The following is an 18,379-nucleotide window of genomic DNA, read 5'->3' on the forward strand; positions in this document are numbered from 1 at the left end:
ACCGCATCAGCCAGTTACGGCGCAGTACCCGAGGAGGTGAACCAACCCATCCCGATCGACCTCTCCGCGGGCCGCTACATCGTCCTGCTGGACGAAGCGCCTGTCGCCACATACGACGGCGGAGAGCCCGGCCTCGCCCCGACTCAGCCCGAGGACGGTGCCAAGCTCGACACGACGTCCCGTGACGTGCAGCGCTACTCGAACTTCCTCGAAGACCGCCAGCAGGACGTCGCCGCGGATGCCGGAGTCAAGCTGGACGGCAGCCTGACCGTCACGCTGAACGCGTTCACGGCGAATCTGACCGCGACGCAGGCGGCGAAGCTGGCCGGAACGCGCGGCGTCAAGTCCGTCGTCCCCGATGAGATCCTCCACCCCGACGCCGTCACCTCGACCGAGTTCCTCGGCCTCGAAGGCGACAACGGCGTCTGGAACGCGGTCGGAGGCGTCGACCAGGCCGGTGAGGGCGTGGTCGTCGGAGTCGTCGACACCGGCATCGCCCCCGAGAACCCGTCGTTCGCCGGCAGCGCGCTCGGCACGACGGCCGGCGCCGAGCCCTACCTCGACGGCAACACCGTCGTGTTCGACAAGGCCGACGGCAACCAGTTCCGCAGCGACCGCGTGACGGGCGAGGAGTGGACGGTGGACGCCTACTCGACCAAGCTCGTCGGCGCGAAGTACTTCAGCGCCGGCGCTGCCGCCGCGGGCTTCGACTTCGGTCCCGACTATCTGTCGCCGCGCGACGCCGACGGTCACGGCTCGCACACCGCCAGCACGGCGGCGGGCAACAACGACATCGCCGCCTCCGTCGAAGGCGTCGACTTCGGCGCCATCTCGGGCGTCGCACCCGCGGCCAAGGTCGCGATGTACAAGGCCTGCTTCGTCGGACCGGATGAGCTCGTCACCGATGACGACATCTGCGCGCTCAGCGACCTCATGTCGGCGATCAACGCAGCCGCTGCCGACGGCGTCGACGTCATCAACTACTCGATCGGCGGCGGGGCGGCCACGACGACCTTCGCCACCGAGGACGCGGCGTTCTTCAACGCAGCTGCCGCGGGTATCTTCGTCGCCGTGAGTGCCGGCAACGACGGTCCGGGCGCCTCCACGGCCGACCACGCGTCGCCGTGGTACACGACCGTCGCGGCATCCACGATCCCGACCTACGAGGGCACGGTGGAGCTCGGCGACGGCACGCTCGCAGCCGGCGCATCCGTGAGCGTCCCGTTCGGCGAGACGGTGACGGGTGACGTGGTCTACGCCGGCGACGTCGCGCTCTCCGGGGCGAACCTCGCTGAGGCGAAGCTCTGCTTCCTCGATCGTCTGGATCCCGCCAAGGTCGCCGGGAAGATCGTCGTCTGCGACCGCGGAACGAACGCTCGCGTCGAGAAGTCGCAGGCGGTCGATGAGGCCGGTGGCATCGGCATGATCCTCGTGAACGTCACGCCGGGCTCGCTCGACAACGACTTCCACTCGGTGCCGACGGTGCACATCCAGAACACGTACCGCGCCGCGCTGCTCGCCTACGTGCAGGGCACGCCGGGTGCCACCGCGACGCTCCACAGCGAGAACATCACGGGCGTCGTGACCCCGACTCCGGTGATCGCCGGATTCTCGAGCCGCGGCCCGATGCTCGCCGACGGCAGCGACATCCTCAAGCCCGACGTCACCGCACCTGGTGTGGCGATCCTGGCGGCGACCCACAACGCTGCGGGCGAAGCCCCGACGTTCGGGTTCAAGTCCGGCACGTCGATGTCGTCGCCGCACGTCGCGGGCCTCGCGGCGCTGTACCTCGGCGAGCGTCCGAACGCGACGCCCGGCGAGATCAAGTCGGCGATGATGACCACCGCCTACGACACGAAGAACGATGACGGATCGACCGACACGGACCCGTTCTCGCAGGGGGCCGGCCATGTCGATCCCACGCGGTACTTCGAGCCCGGTCTGATCTACGACAACGGTCCGCTCCAGTGGGCGCAGTATCTGCAGGGCAAGAACCTGTACGACTTCGGCGTCGACCCGATCGACGGCAGCGACCTCAACCTCGCGTCGATCGCCATCGGCTCGCTGTCGGGACCGCAGACCGTCACCCGCACGGTCCGCGCCACGACCGCCGGCACCTACACGGCCGCGGTCTCGGTCCCCGGGGTCGACGTCACCGTGTCGCCGGCATCGGTGACGCTTGCGGTGGGGGAGACGGCGACGTTCGAGGTGACCTTCACCAAGACGACCGCCGCGCCCGAGCAGTGGACGACGGGCTTCCTGACCTGGAGCGGCCCGACCACGGTGCGCTCGCCGATCGCGATCTACCCGGTCACGGCCGACGCTCCGGCGGCGGCTTCGGGCGCGGGGATCAACGGCAGCACGGCTGTCCAGATCACGCCCGGCATCACCGGTGAGCTGCCGCTGAACCTCAGCGGTCTGGCGGCGGCGACGCTGCAGACCGACGAGATCTTCGGCAACGGCGTCGACGTTCCCGGGCACTCCGGCAACGAGACATCGGGCGACGAGGACGGGTACTCCTACTACCTCGTCGATGTTCCGGAGGGCTCGTCGCTCGCTCGGTTCGACCTCGACTCGTCCGACGACACCGGCACCGACCTGGACCTGTTCGTCTACCGCGTCGTGAGCCCGACCGATCTGCGCTACTACGAGAAGTGGCAGTCGGCGAGCGGCTCGGCCGACGAGTCGGTCTCGCTGAACGACCCGACGGCGGGCACCTACATGGTCGAGGCGCACGTCTACTCGTTCACCGATCCGTTCACGTGGGACCTGACGACGGCCGTCGTCGGGGCCGGCGGCGAGGGTGCGCTCACCGCGACTCCCAACCCGCTCCCGGTGACCGAGAGCACGCCGACGAGCTACACGCTCTCGTGGAGCGGCCTCGCGCCCGACACCCGCTACTTCGGTGTCGTCCGCTACGGCGAGTCCGACGTGCGTACGGTCCTCACGGTGGACTCGGGCCCGGCCGCACCCGTCGCCAAGTCGATCCCGGTGATCACGGGTTCGGCGAAGGTCGGCAAGACGCTCAAGGTGAACCCCGGCAAGTGGGAGCCCAAGACCGTCGCGCTGACCTACCAGTGGCTGCGCGACGGCGCTCCGATCGACGGGGCGACGGCGAAGAGCTACAAGGTCACGTCGGACGACATCGGGCACGCTCTCTCGGTGCGCGAGACGGCCACCCAGCAGGGCAACATCAACGCCGGCGTCGCCGACAGCGCCTCGGTCTTCGTGAAGTTCTCATCGAAGACGACGGCCAAGATGAACCGCTACACCGGAACGTCATCGCAGACCTGGACGGTGACGGTCAACGTCACCCCGTCCGGCGGGTCCGCGGCGACGGGGAAGGTGAACCTGCTGGTGAACGACAAGAAGTACACCGGCACGCTCGCCAACGGTGCGGTCTCCGTGGACCTGCCCAAGCAGAAGCGCGGGATCTACGTCGTCACTGTCGCCTATCCCGGCAGCGACACCGTCGAGGCCTCACTCGGCGGAACCGCGTTCATCGTCCTGAAGTGACCGACTGAGGTTCTGCAGACGAGAGGCGTCCGGGCTGCGGCCCGGGCGCCTCTTCGCGTGTCTGCGGAGCCGTGGCGCGCGGGATGCCGGGCGTGGGGAGCATCCACTCGCTACAGGCGCCGGCGGCGGCGCGTGAGGCGCACGGCCGGCAGCGGCGGCGCGGGGATGCGCTCGTCGCCGTGATCGACGACGTGACCGAAGCGGGGGCTGTCGGACTCCCAGGCGTCGCGGGCCTCGACGATCTCTTCGTGGGTGCGGCCGACGAAGTTCCACCACATGACGATGTCGTCCTCGAACGGCTCGCCGCCCATCAGGAACAGGGTGGCACCGACGGCACTCGTCACCTCGACCGAGGTGCGGTTCAGGCCGAGATAGAGCAGGTGCGCGGTGTCGAGGGCGATCGGCTCGGCGTCCGCGACACCGGGGACGACGATCTCGCCGTGCACGGCGACGAGCGCGTGCTCCCAGTCCGGGTTCAGCGGCACCCGCACCGTCGCGCCCGGCGGGATGCGCAGCTCCGCGCCGACGATCGGCGTGTACACGGTCGCCGGCGAGGCGACGCCGCCGAGCTCGCCGAGCACGACGGTGGCAGAGCCCGGGTCGCCGGCGACCGCCGGCAGCGACACTTCGGGCAGCACCGCGTGCTGTTCGAACGCGGGCGCGCCGTGGCGGCGCGACTCGGGCAGCGCGACCCACAGCTGGAGCGCATCGAGCGGTGTGGCGTCCTCGCCCACCGAGTACTCCGAGTGGGCGATGCCCGCGCCGCTCGTCATGAGGTTCAGGGCGCCGCGGCGCACGACGACGTCACTGCCGACGGTGTCGCGGTGAAGCACCTCACCCAGGTAGGGCCACGTCACGGTCTGCAGCCCGATGTGGGGATGCGGCTCGACCCGCATGCGGGTCTCCTGGGGCCCGAAGCGATCGAGGAAGCACCACGCGCCCACCAGGGGGAGCTCGCGCTGCGGCAGCGAGCGGTGCACCGACATCGCCCGCACGCCGCCGAGCGGCACTTCACGGGCCTCGAGCAGCAGTGTGCGGGGGCCGTCGCACTCGACGGCGGTCTCGAGGTCGACGGTGTCGGAGCTTCCGAGCCGGGTCATGGCCGGTTCACTCCACGGTGACGCGGCTCGGCCAGTGCACGTCCAGCCCGGGCACGTCGTGCTCGCGCAGATACTTCACGACCACGGGGCACAGCGGCACGACGGTCTCGCCGCGGCGCGCCTCGTCGGCCATCGCCTCGGCGACCACGATCTGCGCCAGCCCGCGGCCGCGGAACGCCGGGTCGACCTCGGTGTGCGGGAACCGCAGGCGTCCGCGCGGGTCGGGTGTGAACTCGGTGAACCCGGCCAGCACGTCGCCGACACGCACCTCGTAGCGTCCGGCGTCGTCGTTGCGGCGGACCGTGATCTCGCCTGCACCGGTCTCGTTCTCGTCAGCAGTCATGGCATCCCTTCCACGTCTTCTCCAACGTACGGGCGGCCGCACCGATTCCGCCACCCGCGCGACCCCTGGTGCAGCCGCGTGCACGGGTCTATCGTCGGCCTCGTCTGCGGCATCCAGTCCGTCGGCCGATTCATGGGGGAATCGTTCGGTCCGTTCAAGGATTCGAGGGGGAATCATGAGACGACGCTTCATGGCCGCGCTCGCGGCAGTGGCACTCGGAGTCGGACTGCTCGCCGCCGGTGCGGCGAGCCCGGCGTCGGCCGCATCATCATCATCGTCAGTCGCGAAGTACGTCGCCCTGGGCGACTCGATCGGGGCGGGGCAGGGCGGCGGCGCGCCGTTGGACGCCTGCGCCCGCACGGGCGGGGGCTACGCGGCGCAGCTCGACCAGGCGCCCAAGTTCAACCTGCTGCGCAACGGGGCGTGCTCCGGCGCCACGATCGCCGGAGTCCAGGCTCAGCTGCCGCAGCTGAACCGCGGCACGACGGTCGTGACGCTCACCGTGGGCGCGAACGACCTCGGGCTCGACCAGATCTATGCGGCGTGCTCGGCTGCCGCCGCCGGCGGGCCGACCGCGCCGTGTGCCGCGGCGATCACGGCCGCGCTCGGCGCCGCACCGGGGCTGCCGGCACCGCTCGGCTCATTGATCGGCGACATCGCGCAGCGCGCGCCGAACGCGACGGTCGTGGTGACCGGGTACCCGCATCTGCTGACGCCGCTGCCCTTCGGTCAGGGCGTCGACGATCTCGCCGCGCTCGTCCAGGCGGTGAACAGCGCGACAGACGCGCTCAATGCGGCCATCCAGGCCGCCGTCGCGTCCGCCGGCGCACAGGGCGTGAACGTCGCGTACGTGGACGTCGTCGGCGCGTTCGCCGGCCACGGCGTGCAGCTCGTGCCCGGCGTGCCGAGCGACCCGTGGTTCGGGACCGATCCGGTGAACGACCCGGCCGGCTTCCTGCACCCGACCTACGCGGGGTACACGGCGTACACGCAGGTCATCCTGATGAGCCTGGGGCGTTGACTTCGCAACATCCGCATCACGCCGACAGAGGGGATGCCGGGCGCCCGGCATCCCCCTCCGTCCGGTCGGTAGCCTGGCGGCATGCCCGGTTCCGTCATCGTCGTCACCGGCCCTCCGGGCGCCGGGAAGTCCACGACGGCGGCTGCCCTGGCGGCGGTGCTCGCGCGGAGCGTGCACCTGCATACGGACGACTTCTGGGCGTACATCGCGTCGGGCGGCATCGCGCCGTACCTGCCCGAGGCGGACGCCCAGAACCACACCGTCGTCGAGGTGATCGCGGGCGCCGCGTTCGCGTACGCCGACGGCGGGTTCGACGTCGTCGTGGACGGGGTCGTCGGCCCGTGGATGCTGGACCACTACCTCCGCGCGGCGACGCGCCGCCCCGACACGCCCCTGCACTACGTCGTCCTGCGTCCGGGGCGAGAGCAGACCCTCGCCCGCGCACAGGGTCGGACCGCGCCGGAGGCGCTGGTCGAGGAGGGGCCGATCCTGTCGATGTGGGAGCAGTTCGCCGACCTGGGCGATCTGGAGACCCACGTCATCGACACCTCCGCGCACACCCCGGCCGGCACGCTCGACGCTCTGGCCGCCGCCGTCGAGAGCGGCCGGTTCCGCCTGCGCATCGGGGGATAGGCGGATGCCGCGACCTGGCAGACTCGAGCGGTGACGCTTCTCGACACCATCGCCGCCGCCGCGGAGGCGTCCGGCGCACCCGGCGCCACGCCCGACGCGGACTCCCTGTACGACGCGTTCGTCGAGTGGGCGGGCGAGCAGGGCTTCTCGCTCTATGCCGCGCAGGACGAGGCGGTCATCGAGATCGTGTCGGGATCCCACGTGATCCTGTCGACGCCGACCGGCACGGGCAAGTCGCTCGTCGCCGTCGCGGCCCACGCCGCCGCGGTCGCCACCGGAGGCCGCACCTATTACACGGCGCCCATCAAGGCCCTCGTGAGCGAGAAGTTCTTCGCGCTCGTCGAGATCTTCGGCGCCGCCAACGTGGGCATGGTCACGGGCGACTCGTCCGTCAACCCCGACGCGCCCATCGTGTGCTGCACGGCCGAGATCCTCGCGAACCTCGCGCTGCGGCAGGGCGCCGACGCCGCCGTCGACCAGGTCGTCATGGACGAGTTCCACTACTACGGCGACCCTGAGCGCGGCTGGGCCTGGCAGGTGCCCCTGCTGCTCCTTCCGCGGGCGCAGTTCGTGCTGATGTCTGCGACGCTGGGCGATGTCACCACGATCGCCGAGGACCTCGAGCGCCGCACCGGCCGCACGGTCACCCGCATCACCGGCGTCGAGCGCCCCGTCCCGCTGCACTTCTCGTACGCCCGCACCCCCGTCCACGAGACCGTCGAGGAGCTGCTGCAGACCGGCGAGGCGCCGGTGTACATCGTGCACTTCTCGCAGGCCGCCGCGATGGAGCGGGCGCAGGCGCTGTCGTCCATCCGCATCGTGAGCCGCGAGCAGCGCGACGCCATCGCGGAGGCGATCGGCGGCTTCCGCTTCACCACGGCGTTCGGCCGCACCCTGTCGCGGTACGTGCGCGCGGGGATCGGCGTGCATCACGCCGGCATGCTGCCTCGGTACCGCCGGCTCGTCGAAACGCTCGCGCAGCGCGGACTCCTGCGGGTCATCTGCGGAACCGACACCCTCGGCGTCGGCATCAACGTGCCGATCCGCACGGTGATGATCACGGCGCTGTCGAAGTTCGACGGCACGAGGATGCGCCAGCTGTCGGCGCGTGAGTTCCACCAGATCTCGGGCCGCGCCGGCCGGGCGGGCTACGACACCTCCGGGACGGTCGTCGTGATGGCGCCGGAGTGGGAGATCGAGAACGAGGCGGCGCTGCGCAAGGCCGGCGACGACCCCGCCAAGCGCAAGAAGATCGTCCGCAAGAAGGCGCCCACGGGTATCGTCAACTGGGGCATCGGGTCGTTCGAACGCCTCGTCGAGTCCGAGCCGGAGCCCCTCGTTCCGCAGCTGCAGCTCACCGCCGCGATGCTCATCAACGTCATCGCGCGCGGCGGCGATGTGTTCTCGAACGTGCGCAGCCTGGTGTTCGACAACCACGAGCCCCGCGCCCGGCGCTACGACCTCGCGCGCCGCGCGATCGCCATCTTCCGCACCCTGGTCGCCGCCGAGGTCGTCGAGATCGACCGCGGGGATGCCGGCGGCCGCGGCATCCACTTGACCGTCGATCTGCAGCCGAACTTCGCGCTCAACCAGCCGCTGTCGCCGTTCGCGCTCGCCGCGATCGAGCTGCTGGACCCGGACGACGCGGCAGGGGCGGCCGGCACCGGGCACTACGCGCTCGACGTCGTGAGCGTCATCGAGGCCACGCTCGACGACCCGCGCCCGATCCTGTCGCAGCAGGAGTTCAAGGCTCGCGGCGAGGCGGTCGCGGCGATGAAGGCCGACGGCATCGAGTACGACGAGCGCATGGCGCTGCTCGAGCAGGTGACGTACCCGAAGCCGCTCGACGAGCTGCTGAGCCAGGCGTACGAGGTGTTCGCGTCGAGCCAGCCGTGGGTGCGCGACTTCGAGCTGTCGCCCAAGTCGGTCGTGCGCGACATGTTCGAGCGGGCGCTGTCGTTCTCGGAGCTCATCTCGCTGTACCAGCTCGCGCGCAGCGAGGGGCTCGTGCTGCGGTACCTGTCGGACGCGTACCGCGCGATCCGTCAGACCGTGCCCGCCGAGGCGCAGACCGAAGACCTGCATGACCTGGTCGCGTGGCTCGGCGAGGTCGTGCGGCAGGTGGACTCGAGCCTCGTCGACGAGTGGGAGGCCCTCGTCAACCCCGTCGACGACCCGTCGGCGCCGGTCGTTCCGCCCGCGCCGCCGTCGGTGCTGACCAACCGCCGCGCGTTCGGCGTGCTGGTGCGCAACGAGCTGTTCCGCCGCGTGCAGCTGGCCGCGCTGCAGCGCGATGACGAGCTCGTCGAGCTCGACCCGGACGTCGACTGGCCGGCTGTGCTCGACGCGTACTTCGACGACCACGACGAGATCCTCACCGGCGGCGCCGCCCGCTCCCCGCGACTGGTCACGGTGGACGAATCGGATGCCGCGAGCGGAACCTGGCGCGTCGAGCAGACGATCGACGACCCTGCGGGCGACCACGACTGGCGGATCCGCGGCGTCATCGACCTCGCCGCCTCAGAAGAGGCCGGCACCGCCGTCCTGCGGGTGACCGAGGTCGTACGGCTGTAGCGGGCCGGGTGCCGGCATCCCCCTCCATCGAAAGGCTGTGCCCATGACCGTCCTCGACACCTTCGGCCTGCACGGCAAGGTCGCGCTCGTCACCGGCGGCAGCCGCGGCATCGGGAGGGCCATCGCCCAGGCGCTCGGCGAGGCGGGGGCGGCGGTCGCCGTCACCGCGCGCACCGACGCCGCGGCGCAGGCCGCGGCCGACGAGCTGCGCGAGGCCGGCATCCGCTCCTTCGGCGTGCGTCTCGAGGTGTCCGACGCCGCAGATGTGCACCGCGCCGTCGGCGAGGTGAGCGAGCGGTTCGGCGAGATCGACGTGCTCGTCAACAACGCCGGCATCAGCGTGGGCGGCGCGGCGCTCGAGGTCGACGATCAGGTGTGGCGCGACGTGCTCGCCACCAACGTCGACGGCGTGTGGTTCTGCTCGCGGGCCGTCGCCCGACGGATGTCGAGGCGCGGCGGCGGCACGATCGTCAACATCGGGTCGATGTCGGCCGAGATCGTCAATCAGCCGCGATGGCAGATCTCCTACCTGACCTCGAAAGCCGCCGTACACCAGATGACCAAGGGGCTCGCGGCGGAATGGGCGCCGCTCGGCATCCGTGTCAACGCGATCGCACCCGGCTACATCCGCACCGACATGTCGCCCGTGTACGACCCGGAGTACAAGCCGTGGTGCGTCGACCCGGCTCCGATGCAGCGCGCGGGCGAACCGCACGAGCTCGGTCCGGCCGTGGTGTTCCTCGCGAGCGCGGCCTCGTCGTTCATGACGGGGTCGATCGTGACGATCGACGGCGGCTTCACCCTGTACTGACCCTCAGCCGAGGGCCTCGGCATCCCTCATCCTCAGCCCTTCCTTCTCCTGATCCGGGTGAGGAGGAGGGGCTCAGGTCAGGCGCATGCCGCCGTCGGTCGACAGCACCTGGCCGACCACCCACGCCCCGGCATCCGTCGACAGCCACGCGATGAGCCTGGCCGGGTCGGCCGGTTCGCCGAAACGGCCGAACGGGGTCGCGCGCATCCACGCTTCGACCTCCTCCAGCGGGCGGTCGGCGGTGTCGGGGTCGAGGTACCCGGTGTCGACGGGGCCCGGGTCGATCGTGTTGAGGATGATCCCGAGGTCGAGCAGCTCGGCGGCGACCGTCGGCGTGACCCCGGCCAGGGCGGCCTTGCTCGCGGCGTAGGCCACCTCGCCGCGCATCGGTCCGTTGATCTGCCCCGAGGTCATCCAGAACACGCGGCCGGTCGGTTCCGCGAACGGCTCGCTGCGCCCGATGCGCTCGCCGGGCTGTCGCCCCGGAATCGTCGCGTCGGCGTGCAGCGCCGCGAACTCGCGCGTCAGCAGCAGCGTCGAGCGTGCGTTCGTCTGCCAGTGCGCGTCGAGCCGCTCGGCCGTCATGTCGAGGATCGACCCGTCGCCGCCCGACAGCGCGTGGTTGCACACCAGGATGTCGAGGCGCCCGGTGAGCGCGTGCGCCGCCGCGATCACGCGGGGGATGGATGCCGCGTCCCGCAGGTCGGCCGCCATGTCGCCGAGCTGCGCACCCGGCGTCAGCTCCGCGCGCAGCGCGTCGCGGACGGCCTCGAGGTCGTCCGTGCCCCACGGCTGGTCGGCGTCATGGGGCGAGTAGTGGTGGAGGAAGACGTCGGCGCCGAGGCGCGCGTACTCCGCCGCGACGGCGAAGCCGATGCCCCGCCGGCGGGAGACGCCGGTGACGAGGGCGGTCCTGCCGCGCAGCGGCAGAGAGGCGTGGGAGTGCATGCTGATGCCTTTCAGGGACGCCGGGAGGAGGCATCCGCTCTTCGATTCGGTGAGGACGAAGTTCACAGGCATTGCATGCCGACGACGATAGCGGAAGATGGCGGTATGCCGACCTATGTGGCCTTCCTGCGCGCGATCAACCTCGGGGCCAACCGCAAGTTCGCGAAGGACGACATCCGGCGGGCGGTCGAGGCCGCCGGGTTCACCGACGTCGAGACGCACATCAACACCGGCAACGTGCGGTTCACGACGCCGATGCGCTCGCGCGCGAAGATCGAGGCGCTGCTGGAGGCGGCCTTCGCCGAGGACCGCGGGTTCGACGTGCCGACGATGGTGTTCACGACGGCCGAGATCGCCGGGATCGCGGCGGAGGCGGCGGAGCTCGGCGACGACGATCCGGACCTCGCGCGGCACTACATCTATTTCTTGAAGGACGAGCTGCCCGCCGCGACCGCGGCACGGGTCGAGGGGCTCGCGACCGACGCGGGGCGCATGGTGGTGCGTGGACGCGTGGCCCACGCGCTGCTCGGTCCGGCGTATCAGGCGGGGCAGGTCGATCCGCTCAACGCCGCGAAGCTGCTGGGCGTCACGACCAGCCGGAACCGCACGGTGATCGCCGCGATCGCCGAGAAGTGGTGCTGACCGGCTCCTCCTCAGGTGCCGTGCCGGCCAGAGCCGGCGCGGGTTGTGCACCGGCGCAGCGGCACCGAGGCGGGCGTCGGATGCCGCGGCTACCCTGGGACGGGTGACGATTCCGCAGGGCGACCCGTACGCCGATCTCGCGTGGGAGCCCGACGCCTGGGCGCCGCCGGCCGATGAGTTCGGCGTTCCCCCGGTCGACGACTCGTGGGCGCCGCCCGAGGACGCCTGGGCGCCGCCGGCAGATCGGGCCGGGTGGTCCGACGCGGGCGCGGGCGCGGGCTTCGACCCGTTCTCCGGAGCCGGTCCGCGCCGCGACTTCACCGGAGCCGACCCGCGCACGGTGCTGCGCGAGGTGTACGGCTACGACGCGTTCCGCGGCGAGCAGGGCGCGATCGTCGAGCACGTGATCGCCGGTGGGGATGCCGTCGTGCTGATGCCGACCGGCGGCGGCAAGAGTGTCTGCTACCAGGTGCCGGCGCTGGCGCGTCCGGGCACGGGGCTCGTGGTGAGCCCGCTGATCGCCCTCATGCACGACCAGGTCGACGCGCTCGTCGCCAACGGCGTGCGCGCCGCGTACCTCAACTCGACGCAGGCGCCGCCTGAGCGTGCGGCGGTCGAGCGCGCGTACCTCGCGGGCGAGCTCGACCTGCTGTACGTCGCGCCCGAGCGGCTCAACACCGAGGCCACGCTGCGGTTCCTCTCCCGCGGCACGCTGAGTGTCATCGCGATCGACGAGGCGCACTGCGTCTCGCAGTGGGGCCACGACTTCCGGCCCGACTACCTCGCGCTCGGCGCGCTCGCCGAGCGGTTCCCGGGCGTCCCCCGCCTCGCGCTGACGGCCACGGCGACGCCCGCGACGCACCGTGAGATGACCGAGCGGCTGCAACTGCCGAACGCCCGGCACTTCGTGTCGAGCTTCGACCGGCCCAACATCCAGTACCGCATCGAAGCCAAGTCCGATCCGCGGCGCCAGCTCGTCGCGTTCATCCGGTCGCAGGGCTCGGGAGCGGCGGGCATCGTCTACGCGCTCAGCCGCAAGTCGGTCGAGCAGACGGCGCAGTTCCTCTCGGCGCAGGGCGTGGATGCCCTGCCGTACCACGCGGGGCTCCCCGCCGAGACGCGCGCGGCGAACCAGTCGCGGTTCCTCCGCGAAGACGGAGTGGTCATGGTCGCGACGATCGCGTTCGGCATGGGCATCGACAAGCCCGACGTGCGCTTCGTCGCCCATATCGACCTGCCCAAGTCGGTCGAGGGCTACTACCAGGAGACCGGGCGCGCCGGGCGCGACGGCGCCGCATCGGTCGCGTGGATGGCGTACGGCCTCGGCGACGTCGTGCAGCAGCGCCGGCTCATCGACCAGTCGCCCGGCGACCGGTCCTTCAAGACCCGCCTCGGCCAGCACCTCGACGCGATGCTCGCGCTGTGCGAGACGGTGGGATGCCGCCGGCAGAACCTGCTCGCCTACTTCGGCGAGGCGTCCGAGCCGTGCGGCAACTGCGACACGTGCCTCGAGGCTCCCGAGACGTGGGACGGACTGGTCCCCGCCCAGAAGCTGCTGTCGACGATCGTGCGCCTGCAGCGCGAGCGCGGCCAGGCGTTCGGCGCAGGGCACCTGATCGACATCCTGCGGGGGTCGTCGACCGACCGCATCCGCCAGCAGGGTCACGACCAGCTGTCGACCTACGGTCTCGGCGCCGATCTCAGCGAGCAGGACTGGCGCAGCGTCATCCGGCAGCTCCTGGCCCGCGGCATCCTCGTCGCCCAAGGCGAGTACGGCACGCTCGCGCTCGGCGACCCCGCGGCCGGCGTGCTGCGCGGCGAGTCGCCGGTGCCCCTGCGCCGCGACGTCATGGGCCGGTCGGGCGGTGTCGCCCGCGTGCGCAAGTCGAGCGCGCCCGAGACGCTCGACCCGGCGAATGCGGGCGTGTTCGAAGCGCTGCGCGCCTGGCGCGCCGGCGTCGCGAAACAGCTCGGCGTGCCCGCGTACATCGTGTTCGGCGACGCGACCCTGCGCGCGCTCGCCGAGCGCCGCCCCGAGAGCCTCGCCGACCTCGACGGCGTCTCGGGCATCGGCGCCAAGAAGCGCGAGGCCTACGGCGACGCCGTACTGGAGGTCATCGCCGCCGCCTGACCTCTCCTGTCGTCCGCGTCAGCCCCGCGGCAGCACGTCGTCGAGGTGCGCGGTCAGCTGCGCGGCCACGTCGACGGACGAGCGGTCGTAGAGCCACTGGTACTGCAGGCCGTCCCACATCGCGGTGAGCCACACGGCCTCGAACTCGGGGTCGCGGTGCGAGGGCAGGTCGCCGTCCTCCTGTGCCGCGCGGAACAGCGCAGCGAAGTGGTCGAGCACACCGCGGAACCGCTCCTCGAAGTAGGCGTGCGCGGGGTGGTCGGCGGGCCGCGCCTCGCACGACAGCACGGCGTAGACCTCGATGAGTCCCGGGGCGGTGGCGGCGTTCTCGGCTGCGCCGCCGGGCATCGCCCGCAGTTCGTCGGCGGCCCGCGTGGCCCGCACATACGATCCGCGTGACTCGATGAGGTGGTCGCGCTCGCTGAGCACGGCGCTCAGCAGCTCCTCCTTCGTGCCGTAATAGTGCAGCAGCGTCGACTTAGACACGCCGACGCGCTCGGCGATGTCGCGCAAGGACGTGTCGCCGTACCCCTCACGGGCGAACAGTGCGATCGCACCCTCGAGGATCTGCGCGCGCCGCTCGCGGCCGACGCGGTACCCGACCGTGGGGGACGCGATCTCTGCGGCGAAGGACGGCATCGGCGGCACGGGTGCCGGATGCTCGGCGGGCGGGGCGTCGTCGGCGTCGCGCCACCCGACGGGCAGCGCCAGCCCCTCCTCGTACGTCTCCAGCGCGGACACGACGTCGACGCGCTCGGGCAGGTACTGCTCGAGCAGCTGCAGCCCGTCCCACGCGGCGGCGATGCGCACGGCCTCGCCCGCCGGATCGCGGTCGGACGACACCGTGTCCTGCGCGACGGCCTCCTCGACGGCATCCGTAGACAGCTCCCGCAGCCGGGCGTACCGGTCGCGCACGATCTCGTGGGCGGGGTGACGGGGACTGGATGCCTCGCCGGTGAGCGCCGCGAACAGCGCGAGGTAGCCGGGCACCTCTTCGTTGCGCTGCGCGACGAGGCTGTAGCCGAGCGTGCCGGGCTCGTCGGCGGCGAGCTGCTCGAGGAGGGCGAACTCGTTGTCGCGCTCGAACGACTCGACGACCGCGGCGAGCAGGGCGTCCTTGGTGGCGAAGTGGCGCAGCAGTCCGGGGTGGCTGATGGCCGCCGCGGCCGCCACGTCGCGCAGCGAGGAGGCGCGATAGCCGCGGGCCACGAACAGATCATGCGCGGCGGTGACGATCGCGGCGCGCGTGCGCTCGGCCTGAGCGCTGCGGGCGGTCGCCGCCGGCGAGATCGTCGTCACGGCCACAGTCTAGCGAGCGCGATTACCACGCGGTCGAATTTCAGTTACCAAACGGTCGAGTTTCATGTATTCTCGTGAATCGACGCCGGGCGCAGCAGCCCGCGTCGCACCCGAGAAAGGACTCCGATGACAGAGCTGTCTTCCGCCGCGACGGCTGCGGCCGCCGGCACCACCGGCTTCAAGGCGCCGGGAACGACGCCCGAGAAGACCCCGCGCGGCTACACGCCCGGCCTTGCCGGAGCGAACTTCGGCGTCTACCTCGCCCTGCTCACGCCGGTGCTCGTGTCGATGGCCTTCAAGGTGCAGCACATCACCGAGACCACCGAGGAGGCGACGGCGCAGCTCGGGCTCATCATGGGCGTCGGCGCCCTGTTCGCGCTCATCGCCAACCCGCTCGCCGGCCGCCTGTCCGACCGCACCACGTCGCGCTTCGGCATGCGCCGCCCGTGGATCCTCGGCGGCACGCTCGTCGGCCTCGGCGGCTTCGCCCTCATCGGCGTCGCGAACTCGGTGTGGGTCGTCCTCATCGCCTGGTGCCTCGTGCAGGCCGCGATGAACGCCGTGCTCGCCGCGGCAAATGCGACCCTCCCCGACCAGGTGCCGGTCAGCGGTCGCGGCAAGGTCTCGGGCATCGTCGGCCTGACGACGCCCCTCGGCATCCTCGCCGGTTCGTTCCTCGTCAACTTCCTGTCGGACGACTTCGCGCGCTTCGTCGTGCCGGCCGTCATCGCGACCGTGCTCGCCGTGCTGTTCGTGCTCGTGCTCAAGGACCGCCGCCTCGACGAGAAGCCCGCGCAGCGCTTCACGATCGGCCAGTTCTTCGGCTCGTTCGTCTTCAACCCGGCCAAGCACCCGGACTTCGGCTGGACGTGGCTGACGAAGTTCCTCGTCATGTTCGGCTACGCCGGCATCGCCACCTTCCTGCCCTTCTACCTGACCGAGAAGTTCGGCCTCGACGAGCAGACCGCGATCTCGACGATCCTCGTCGCGAACCTCGCGTCCATGGTCGCGATGGCCATCTCGGGCCCCCTCGGCGGCATCCTCTCCGACAAGATCGGCAAGCGGCGTCCGTTCGTCGCGATCGCCGGCGGCATCATGGTCGTCGGTCTCGTCGTCCTCGCCTTCGCGCCGAGCGTCCCCGTCGTGCTCGTCGCGCAGGCGATCATCGGCCTCGGCGCCGGCTCGTTCATGTCGGTCGACCTGGCCCTCGCGACCGAGGTGCTGCCTAACCCTGAGGACACCGCCAAGGACCTCGGCGTCCTCAACATCGCCAACGCGCTGCCGCAGTCGATCGCCCCGGCGATCGCCCCGAGCATCATCGCGCTCGGCGCCGCCACGCCGCTCGGCGGCTACACCGTGTACTACCTCTTCGGCGCGCTCGTGGCCCTCGCCGGCGCCGTGCTCGTCTACCGCATCAAGGGAGTGAAGTGATGACCGACACCACGACGACGGATCCGACTGCCGCTTCGGGCGCCGCAGAGCGTCCCTGGCTCGACTCGAGCCTGCCGGTCGAGGAGCGCGTCGAGCTGCTGCTCGGCGAGATGACGCTGGACGAGAAGGCCGGGCTGTTCTTCCAGACCATGATCACCATGGGCCCGGACGGCGAGCTCGCTGACGCCGACCCCGTGTTCGGCCTGCCCTCGAACCGCGAGTACGTGCTCGAGCGCGGCATGAACCACTTCAACCTGCTGGGTGTGGCGCCCACCGCCGGTGCGATCGCGCGCTGGCACAACGCGCTGCAGGAGCTGGCGGCATCCACTCGTCTCGGCATCCCGGTGACGATCTCGACCGACCCGCGGCACTCGTTCACCGACAACCCGGGCGCGGCGATGCTGTCGGGCCCCTTCTCGCAGTGGCCCGACACGCTGGGGCTCGCGGCGACCCGTGACGCCGAGCTCGTCGAGCGCTCCGGCGACATCGCGCGCCAGGAGTACACCGCCGTCGGCATCCGCGTGGCCCTGCACCCGCAGGTCGACCTCGCGACCGAGCCGCGCTGGTCGCGGCAGCTGCAGACGTTCGGCGAAGACGCGGAGGTGTCGGGAGAGCTCGGCGCCGCCTACATCCGCGGCTTCCAGAACGGCGCGGCGTTCGGCCCCGGCGCGGTCTCGACGATGGTCAAGCACTTCCCCGGAGGCGGCCCGCAGCAGGACGGCGAGGACCCGCACTTCGAGTACGGCCGCGAGCAGGTCTATCCGGGCGGAAAGTTCGAGCTGCACCTGAAGCCGTTCGAGGACGCATTCGCGGCGGGCGTGCGCCAGGTCATGCCGTACTACGGCATGCCGATCGGCACCGAGTACGAAGAGGTCGGCTTCGGCTTCAACAAGTCGGTGCTGACGGGGCTGCTGCGCGAGCGCTACGGCTTCGACGGCGTCGTCTGCACCGACTGGGGCCTCGTGACCGACGCCGAGATCATGGGCCAGCCGTTCCCGGCCCGTGCGTGGGGCGTCGAGCACCTCTCGCGCGAAGAGCGCATGGTGAAGATCATCGACGCCGGCGCCGACCAGTTCGGCGGTGAGGCGTGCCCCGAGCTGCTCGTGGCGCTCGTCGAGGACGGCCGCATCACCGAGGACCGACTGGATGCCTCGGCCCGGCGCCTGCTGCGCGAGAAGTTCGTCCTCGGCCTGTTCGAGGACCCGTACGTCGACGCCGAGGCCGCCGACCGTATCGTGGGCTCGGCCGAGTTCCGCGCCGCAGGCGACGCGGCGCAGCGCGCCGCGCTGACCATCCTCGCCAACCGCGCCCCTCGACAGGCTCAGGGACCCGTGTTGCCGTTCGCGGCCGGGGCGAAGGTGTACGTCGAGGGCATCGATGCCGAGACGGCCGCCGCCTACGGCACGGTCGTCGCCACGCCCGCAGAGGCCGATGTCGCCGTCCTGCGCCTCCAGGCGCCGTACGAGCACCGCGGCAACGGGTTCGAGGCGTTCTTCCACGCCGGCTCGCTCGACTTCCCCGAGGACGTCGTGGCCCACGTCGCCGAGGTCGCCGCCGCCGTGCCGACGGTGGTCGACGTGTTCCTCGACCGACCGGCGATCCTCGGCCCGATCGTCGAGGCCGCCCACGCAGTCGTCGGCAACTGGGGCGCGAGCTCGGCGGCCCTGCTCGACGTGCTCACCGGCGCGGCCGAGGCCAAGGGCCGGCTGCCGTTCGACATCCCGCGCTCGATGGCGGCCGTCGAGGCGTCGCGCCCCGACGTGCCGTTCGACACCGAGGACCCGCTGTTCCGCTTCGGCCACGGGCTCTCGCTGTAACAACGTCCCCCGGCGCCGAGAAGTGGGGGGGGGGGCCCGCCCCGGGGGGGCGGGCCCGGGGGGGGGGGGGGCGGAGCCCGGAGTGGCCGCCACCGCCGTTACCGCTCCCGCTC

At 71.4% G+C, this 18,379-nt stretch carries 13 protein-coding genes; 9 read left to right on the forward strand and 4 right to left on the reverse strand.

Translation table 11 applies throughout. The annotated features are described in order from the left end of the window. The first annotated feature begins 36 nt into the window (after positions 1 to 36). The gene (locus tag ACFWJ8_RS08690; RefSeq protein ID WP_378810657.1) at positions 37 to 3,516 is read left to right on the forward strand and encodes a S8 family serine peptidase; all 3,480 of its coding nucleotides are present in this window, start codon (positions 37 to 39) and stop codon (positions 3,514 to 3,516) included. A gap of 110 nt (positions 3,517 to 3,626) precedes the next feature. On the opposite strand, the gene ACFWJ8_RS08695 is transcribed toward ACFWJ8_RS08690, so the two are convergent. Together ACFWJ8_RS08695 and ACFWJ8_RS08700 are read right to left on the reverse strand one after the other, a co-directional pair. After that, the gene (locus ACFWJ8_RS08695; protein ID WP_378810659.1) at positions 3,627 to 4,616 is read right to left on the reverse strand and encodes a pirin family protein; all 990 of its coding nucleotides are present in this window, start codon (positions 4,614 to 4,616) and stop codon (positions 3,627 to 3,629) included. 7 nt (positions 4,617 to 4,623) lie between these two features. Then, entirely contained in the window at positions 4,624 to 4,959 is a 336-nt protein-coding gene (locus ACFWJ8_RS08700; protein WP_378810660.1) for a GNAT family N-acetyltransferase, read from the reverse strand. Positions 4,960 to 5,134: 175 nt separating this feature from the next. Here ACFWJ8_RS08700 and ACFWJ8_RS08705 point away from each other — a divergent pair, with 175 nt between their 5' ends. The 4 genes from ACFWJ8_RS08705 to ACFWJ8_RS08720 all read left to right on the forward strand — a co-directional run bounded on the left by ACFWJ8_RS08705 (position 5,135) and on the right by ACFWJ8_RS08720 (position 9,998). Then, entirely contained in the window at positions 5,135 to 5,980 is an 846-nt protein-coding gene (locus ACFWJ8_RS08705) for an SGNH/GDSL hydrolase family protein (RefSeq protein WP_378810661.1), read from the forward strand. 81 nt (positions 5,981 to 6,061) lie between these two features. Then, positions 6,062 to 6,613 carry an AAA family ATPase gene (locus tag ACFWJ8_RS08710; protein WP_378810662.1) on the forward strand — a complete coding sequence of 184 codons (552 nt, stop codon included), beginning with the start codon at positions 6,062 to 6,064 and terminating at the stop codon, positions 6,611 to 6,613. A gap of 30 nt (positions 6,614 to 6,643) precedes the next feature. Further along, on the forward strand, positions 6,644 to 9,187 hold the full coding sequence (locus tag ACFWJ8_RS08715; protein WP_378810664.1) for a DEAD/DEAH box helicase: 2,544 nt from the start codon (positions 6,644 to 6,646) through the stop codon (positions 9,185 to 9,187). 43 nt (positions 9,188 to 9,230) lie between these two features. After that, positions 9,231 to 9,998 (forward strand): SDR family NAD(P)-dependent oxidoreductase, encoded by a 768-nt coding sequence (locus ACFWJ8_RS08720; protein ID WP_378810666.1) that lies wholly within the window; start codon positions 9,231 to 9,233, stop codon positions 9,996 to 9,998. A gap of 72 nt (positions 9,999 to 10,070) precedes the next feature. Here the strand turns inward: ACFWJ8_RS08720 and ACFWJ8_RS08725 are convergent, their stop codons facing one another. After that, entirely contained in the window at positions 10,071 to 10,946 is an 876-nt protein-coding gene (locus ACFWJ8_RS08725) for an SDR family oxidoreductase (protein ID WP_378810668.1), read from the reverse strand. A 105-nt stretch (positions 10,947 to 11,051) separates the two neighbouring features. Here ACFWJ8_RS08725 and ACFWJ8_RS08730 point away from each other — a divergent pair, with 105 nt between their 5' ends. Together ACFWJ8_RS08730 and recQ are read left to right on the forward strand one after the other, a co-directional pair. Further along, positions 11,052 to 11,588 carry a DUF1697 domain-containing protein gene (locus ACFWJ8_RS08730; RefSeq protein ID WP_378810670.1) on the forward strand — a complete coding sequence of 179 codons (537 nt, stop codon included), beginning with the start codon at positions 11,052 to 11,054 and terminating at the stop codon, positions 11,586 to 11,588. A gap of 103 nt (positions 11,589 to 11,691) precedes the next feature. Next, positions 11,692 to 13,719: a DNA helicase RecQ gene (gene recQ, locus ACFWJ8_RS08735; protein WP_378810671.1), complete on the forward strand. Its 2,028-nt coding sequence runs from the start codon at positions 11,692 to 11,694 to the stop codon at positions 13,717 to 13,719. 18 nt (positions 13,720 to 13,737) lie between these two features. Here recQ and ACFWJ8_RS08740 read toward each other — a convergent pair whose 3' ends face one another. Continuing rightward, positions 13,738 to 15,018 carry a TetR/AcrR family transcriptional regulator gene (locus tag ACFWJ8_RS08740; RefSeq protein WP_378810673.1) on the reverse strand — a complete coding sequence of 427 codons (1,281 nt, stop codon included), beginning with the start codon at positions 15,016 to 15,018 and terminating at the stop codon, positions 13,738 to 13,740. A gap of 126 nt (positions 15,019 to 15,144) precedes the next feature. On the opposite strand from ACFWJ8_RS08740, the gene ACFWJ8_RS08745 reads away from it, so the two are divergent. Further along, a complete protein-coding gene (locus tag ACFWJ8_RS08745; protein ID WP_378810675.1) occupies positions 15,145 to 16,449 on the forward strand; it encodes an MFS transporter in 1,305 nt (434 codons plus the stop codon). Further along, the gene (locus ACFWJ8_RS08750; RefSeq protein ID WP_378810677.1) at positions 16,449 to 18,266 is read left to right on the forward strand and encodes a glycoside hydrolase family 3 N-terminal domain-containing protein; all 1,818 of its coding nucleotides are present in this window, start codon (positions 16,449 to 16,451) and stop codon (positions 18,264 to 18,266) included. Before ACFWJ8_RS08745 ends, ACFWJ8_RS08750 begins: the two co-directional genes overlap by 1 nt. Positions 18,267 to 18,379: the final 113 nt, after the last annotated feature.

The sequence above is a fragment of the Microbacterium sp. NPDC058389 genome (assembly GCF_042722305.1).
Lineage (GTDB): Bacteria > Actinomycetota > Actinomycetes > Actinomycetales > Microbacteriaceae > Microbacterium.

Coding starts and splice junctions, on each gene's coding strand:
- ACFWJ8_RS08695 (WP_378810659.1), bottom strand. CDS start 4,616: ATGACCCGGCTCGGAAGCTCCGACACCGTCGACCTCGAGACCGCCGTC.
- ACFWJ8_RS08700 (WP_378810660.1), bottom strand. CDS start 4,959: ATGACTGCTGACGAGAACGAGACCGGTGCAGGCGAGATCACGGTCCGC.
- ACFWJ8_RS08705 (WP_378810661.1), top strand. CDS start 5,135: ATGAGACGACGCTTCATGGCCGCGCTCGCGGCAGTGGCACTCGGAGTC.
- ACFWJ8_RS08710 (WP_378810662.1), top strand. CDS start 6,062: ATGCCCGGTTCCGTCATCGTCGTCACCGGCCCTCCGGGCGCCGGGAAG.
- ACFWJ8_RS08720 (WP_378810666.1), top strand. CDS start 9,231: ATGACCGTCCTCGACACCTTCGGCCTGCACGGCAAGGTCGCGCTCGTC.
- ACFWJ8_RS08725 (WP_378810668.1), bottom strand. CDS start 10,946: ATGCACTCCCACGCCTCTCTGCCGCTGCGCGGCAGGACCGCCCTCGTC.
- ACFWJ8_RS08730 (WP_378810670.1), top strand. CDS start 11,052: ATGCCGACCTATGTGGCCTTCCTGCGCGCGATCAACCTCGGGGCCAAC.
- ACFWJ8_RS08745 (WP_378810675.1), top strand. CDS start 15,145: ATGACAGAGCTGTCTTCCGCCGCGACGGCTGCGGCCGCCGGCACCACC.
- ACFWJ8_RS08750 (WP_378810677.1), top strand. CDS start 16,449: ATGACCGACACCACGACGACGGATCCGACTGCCGCTTCGGGCGCCGCA.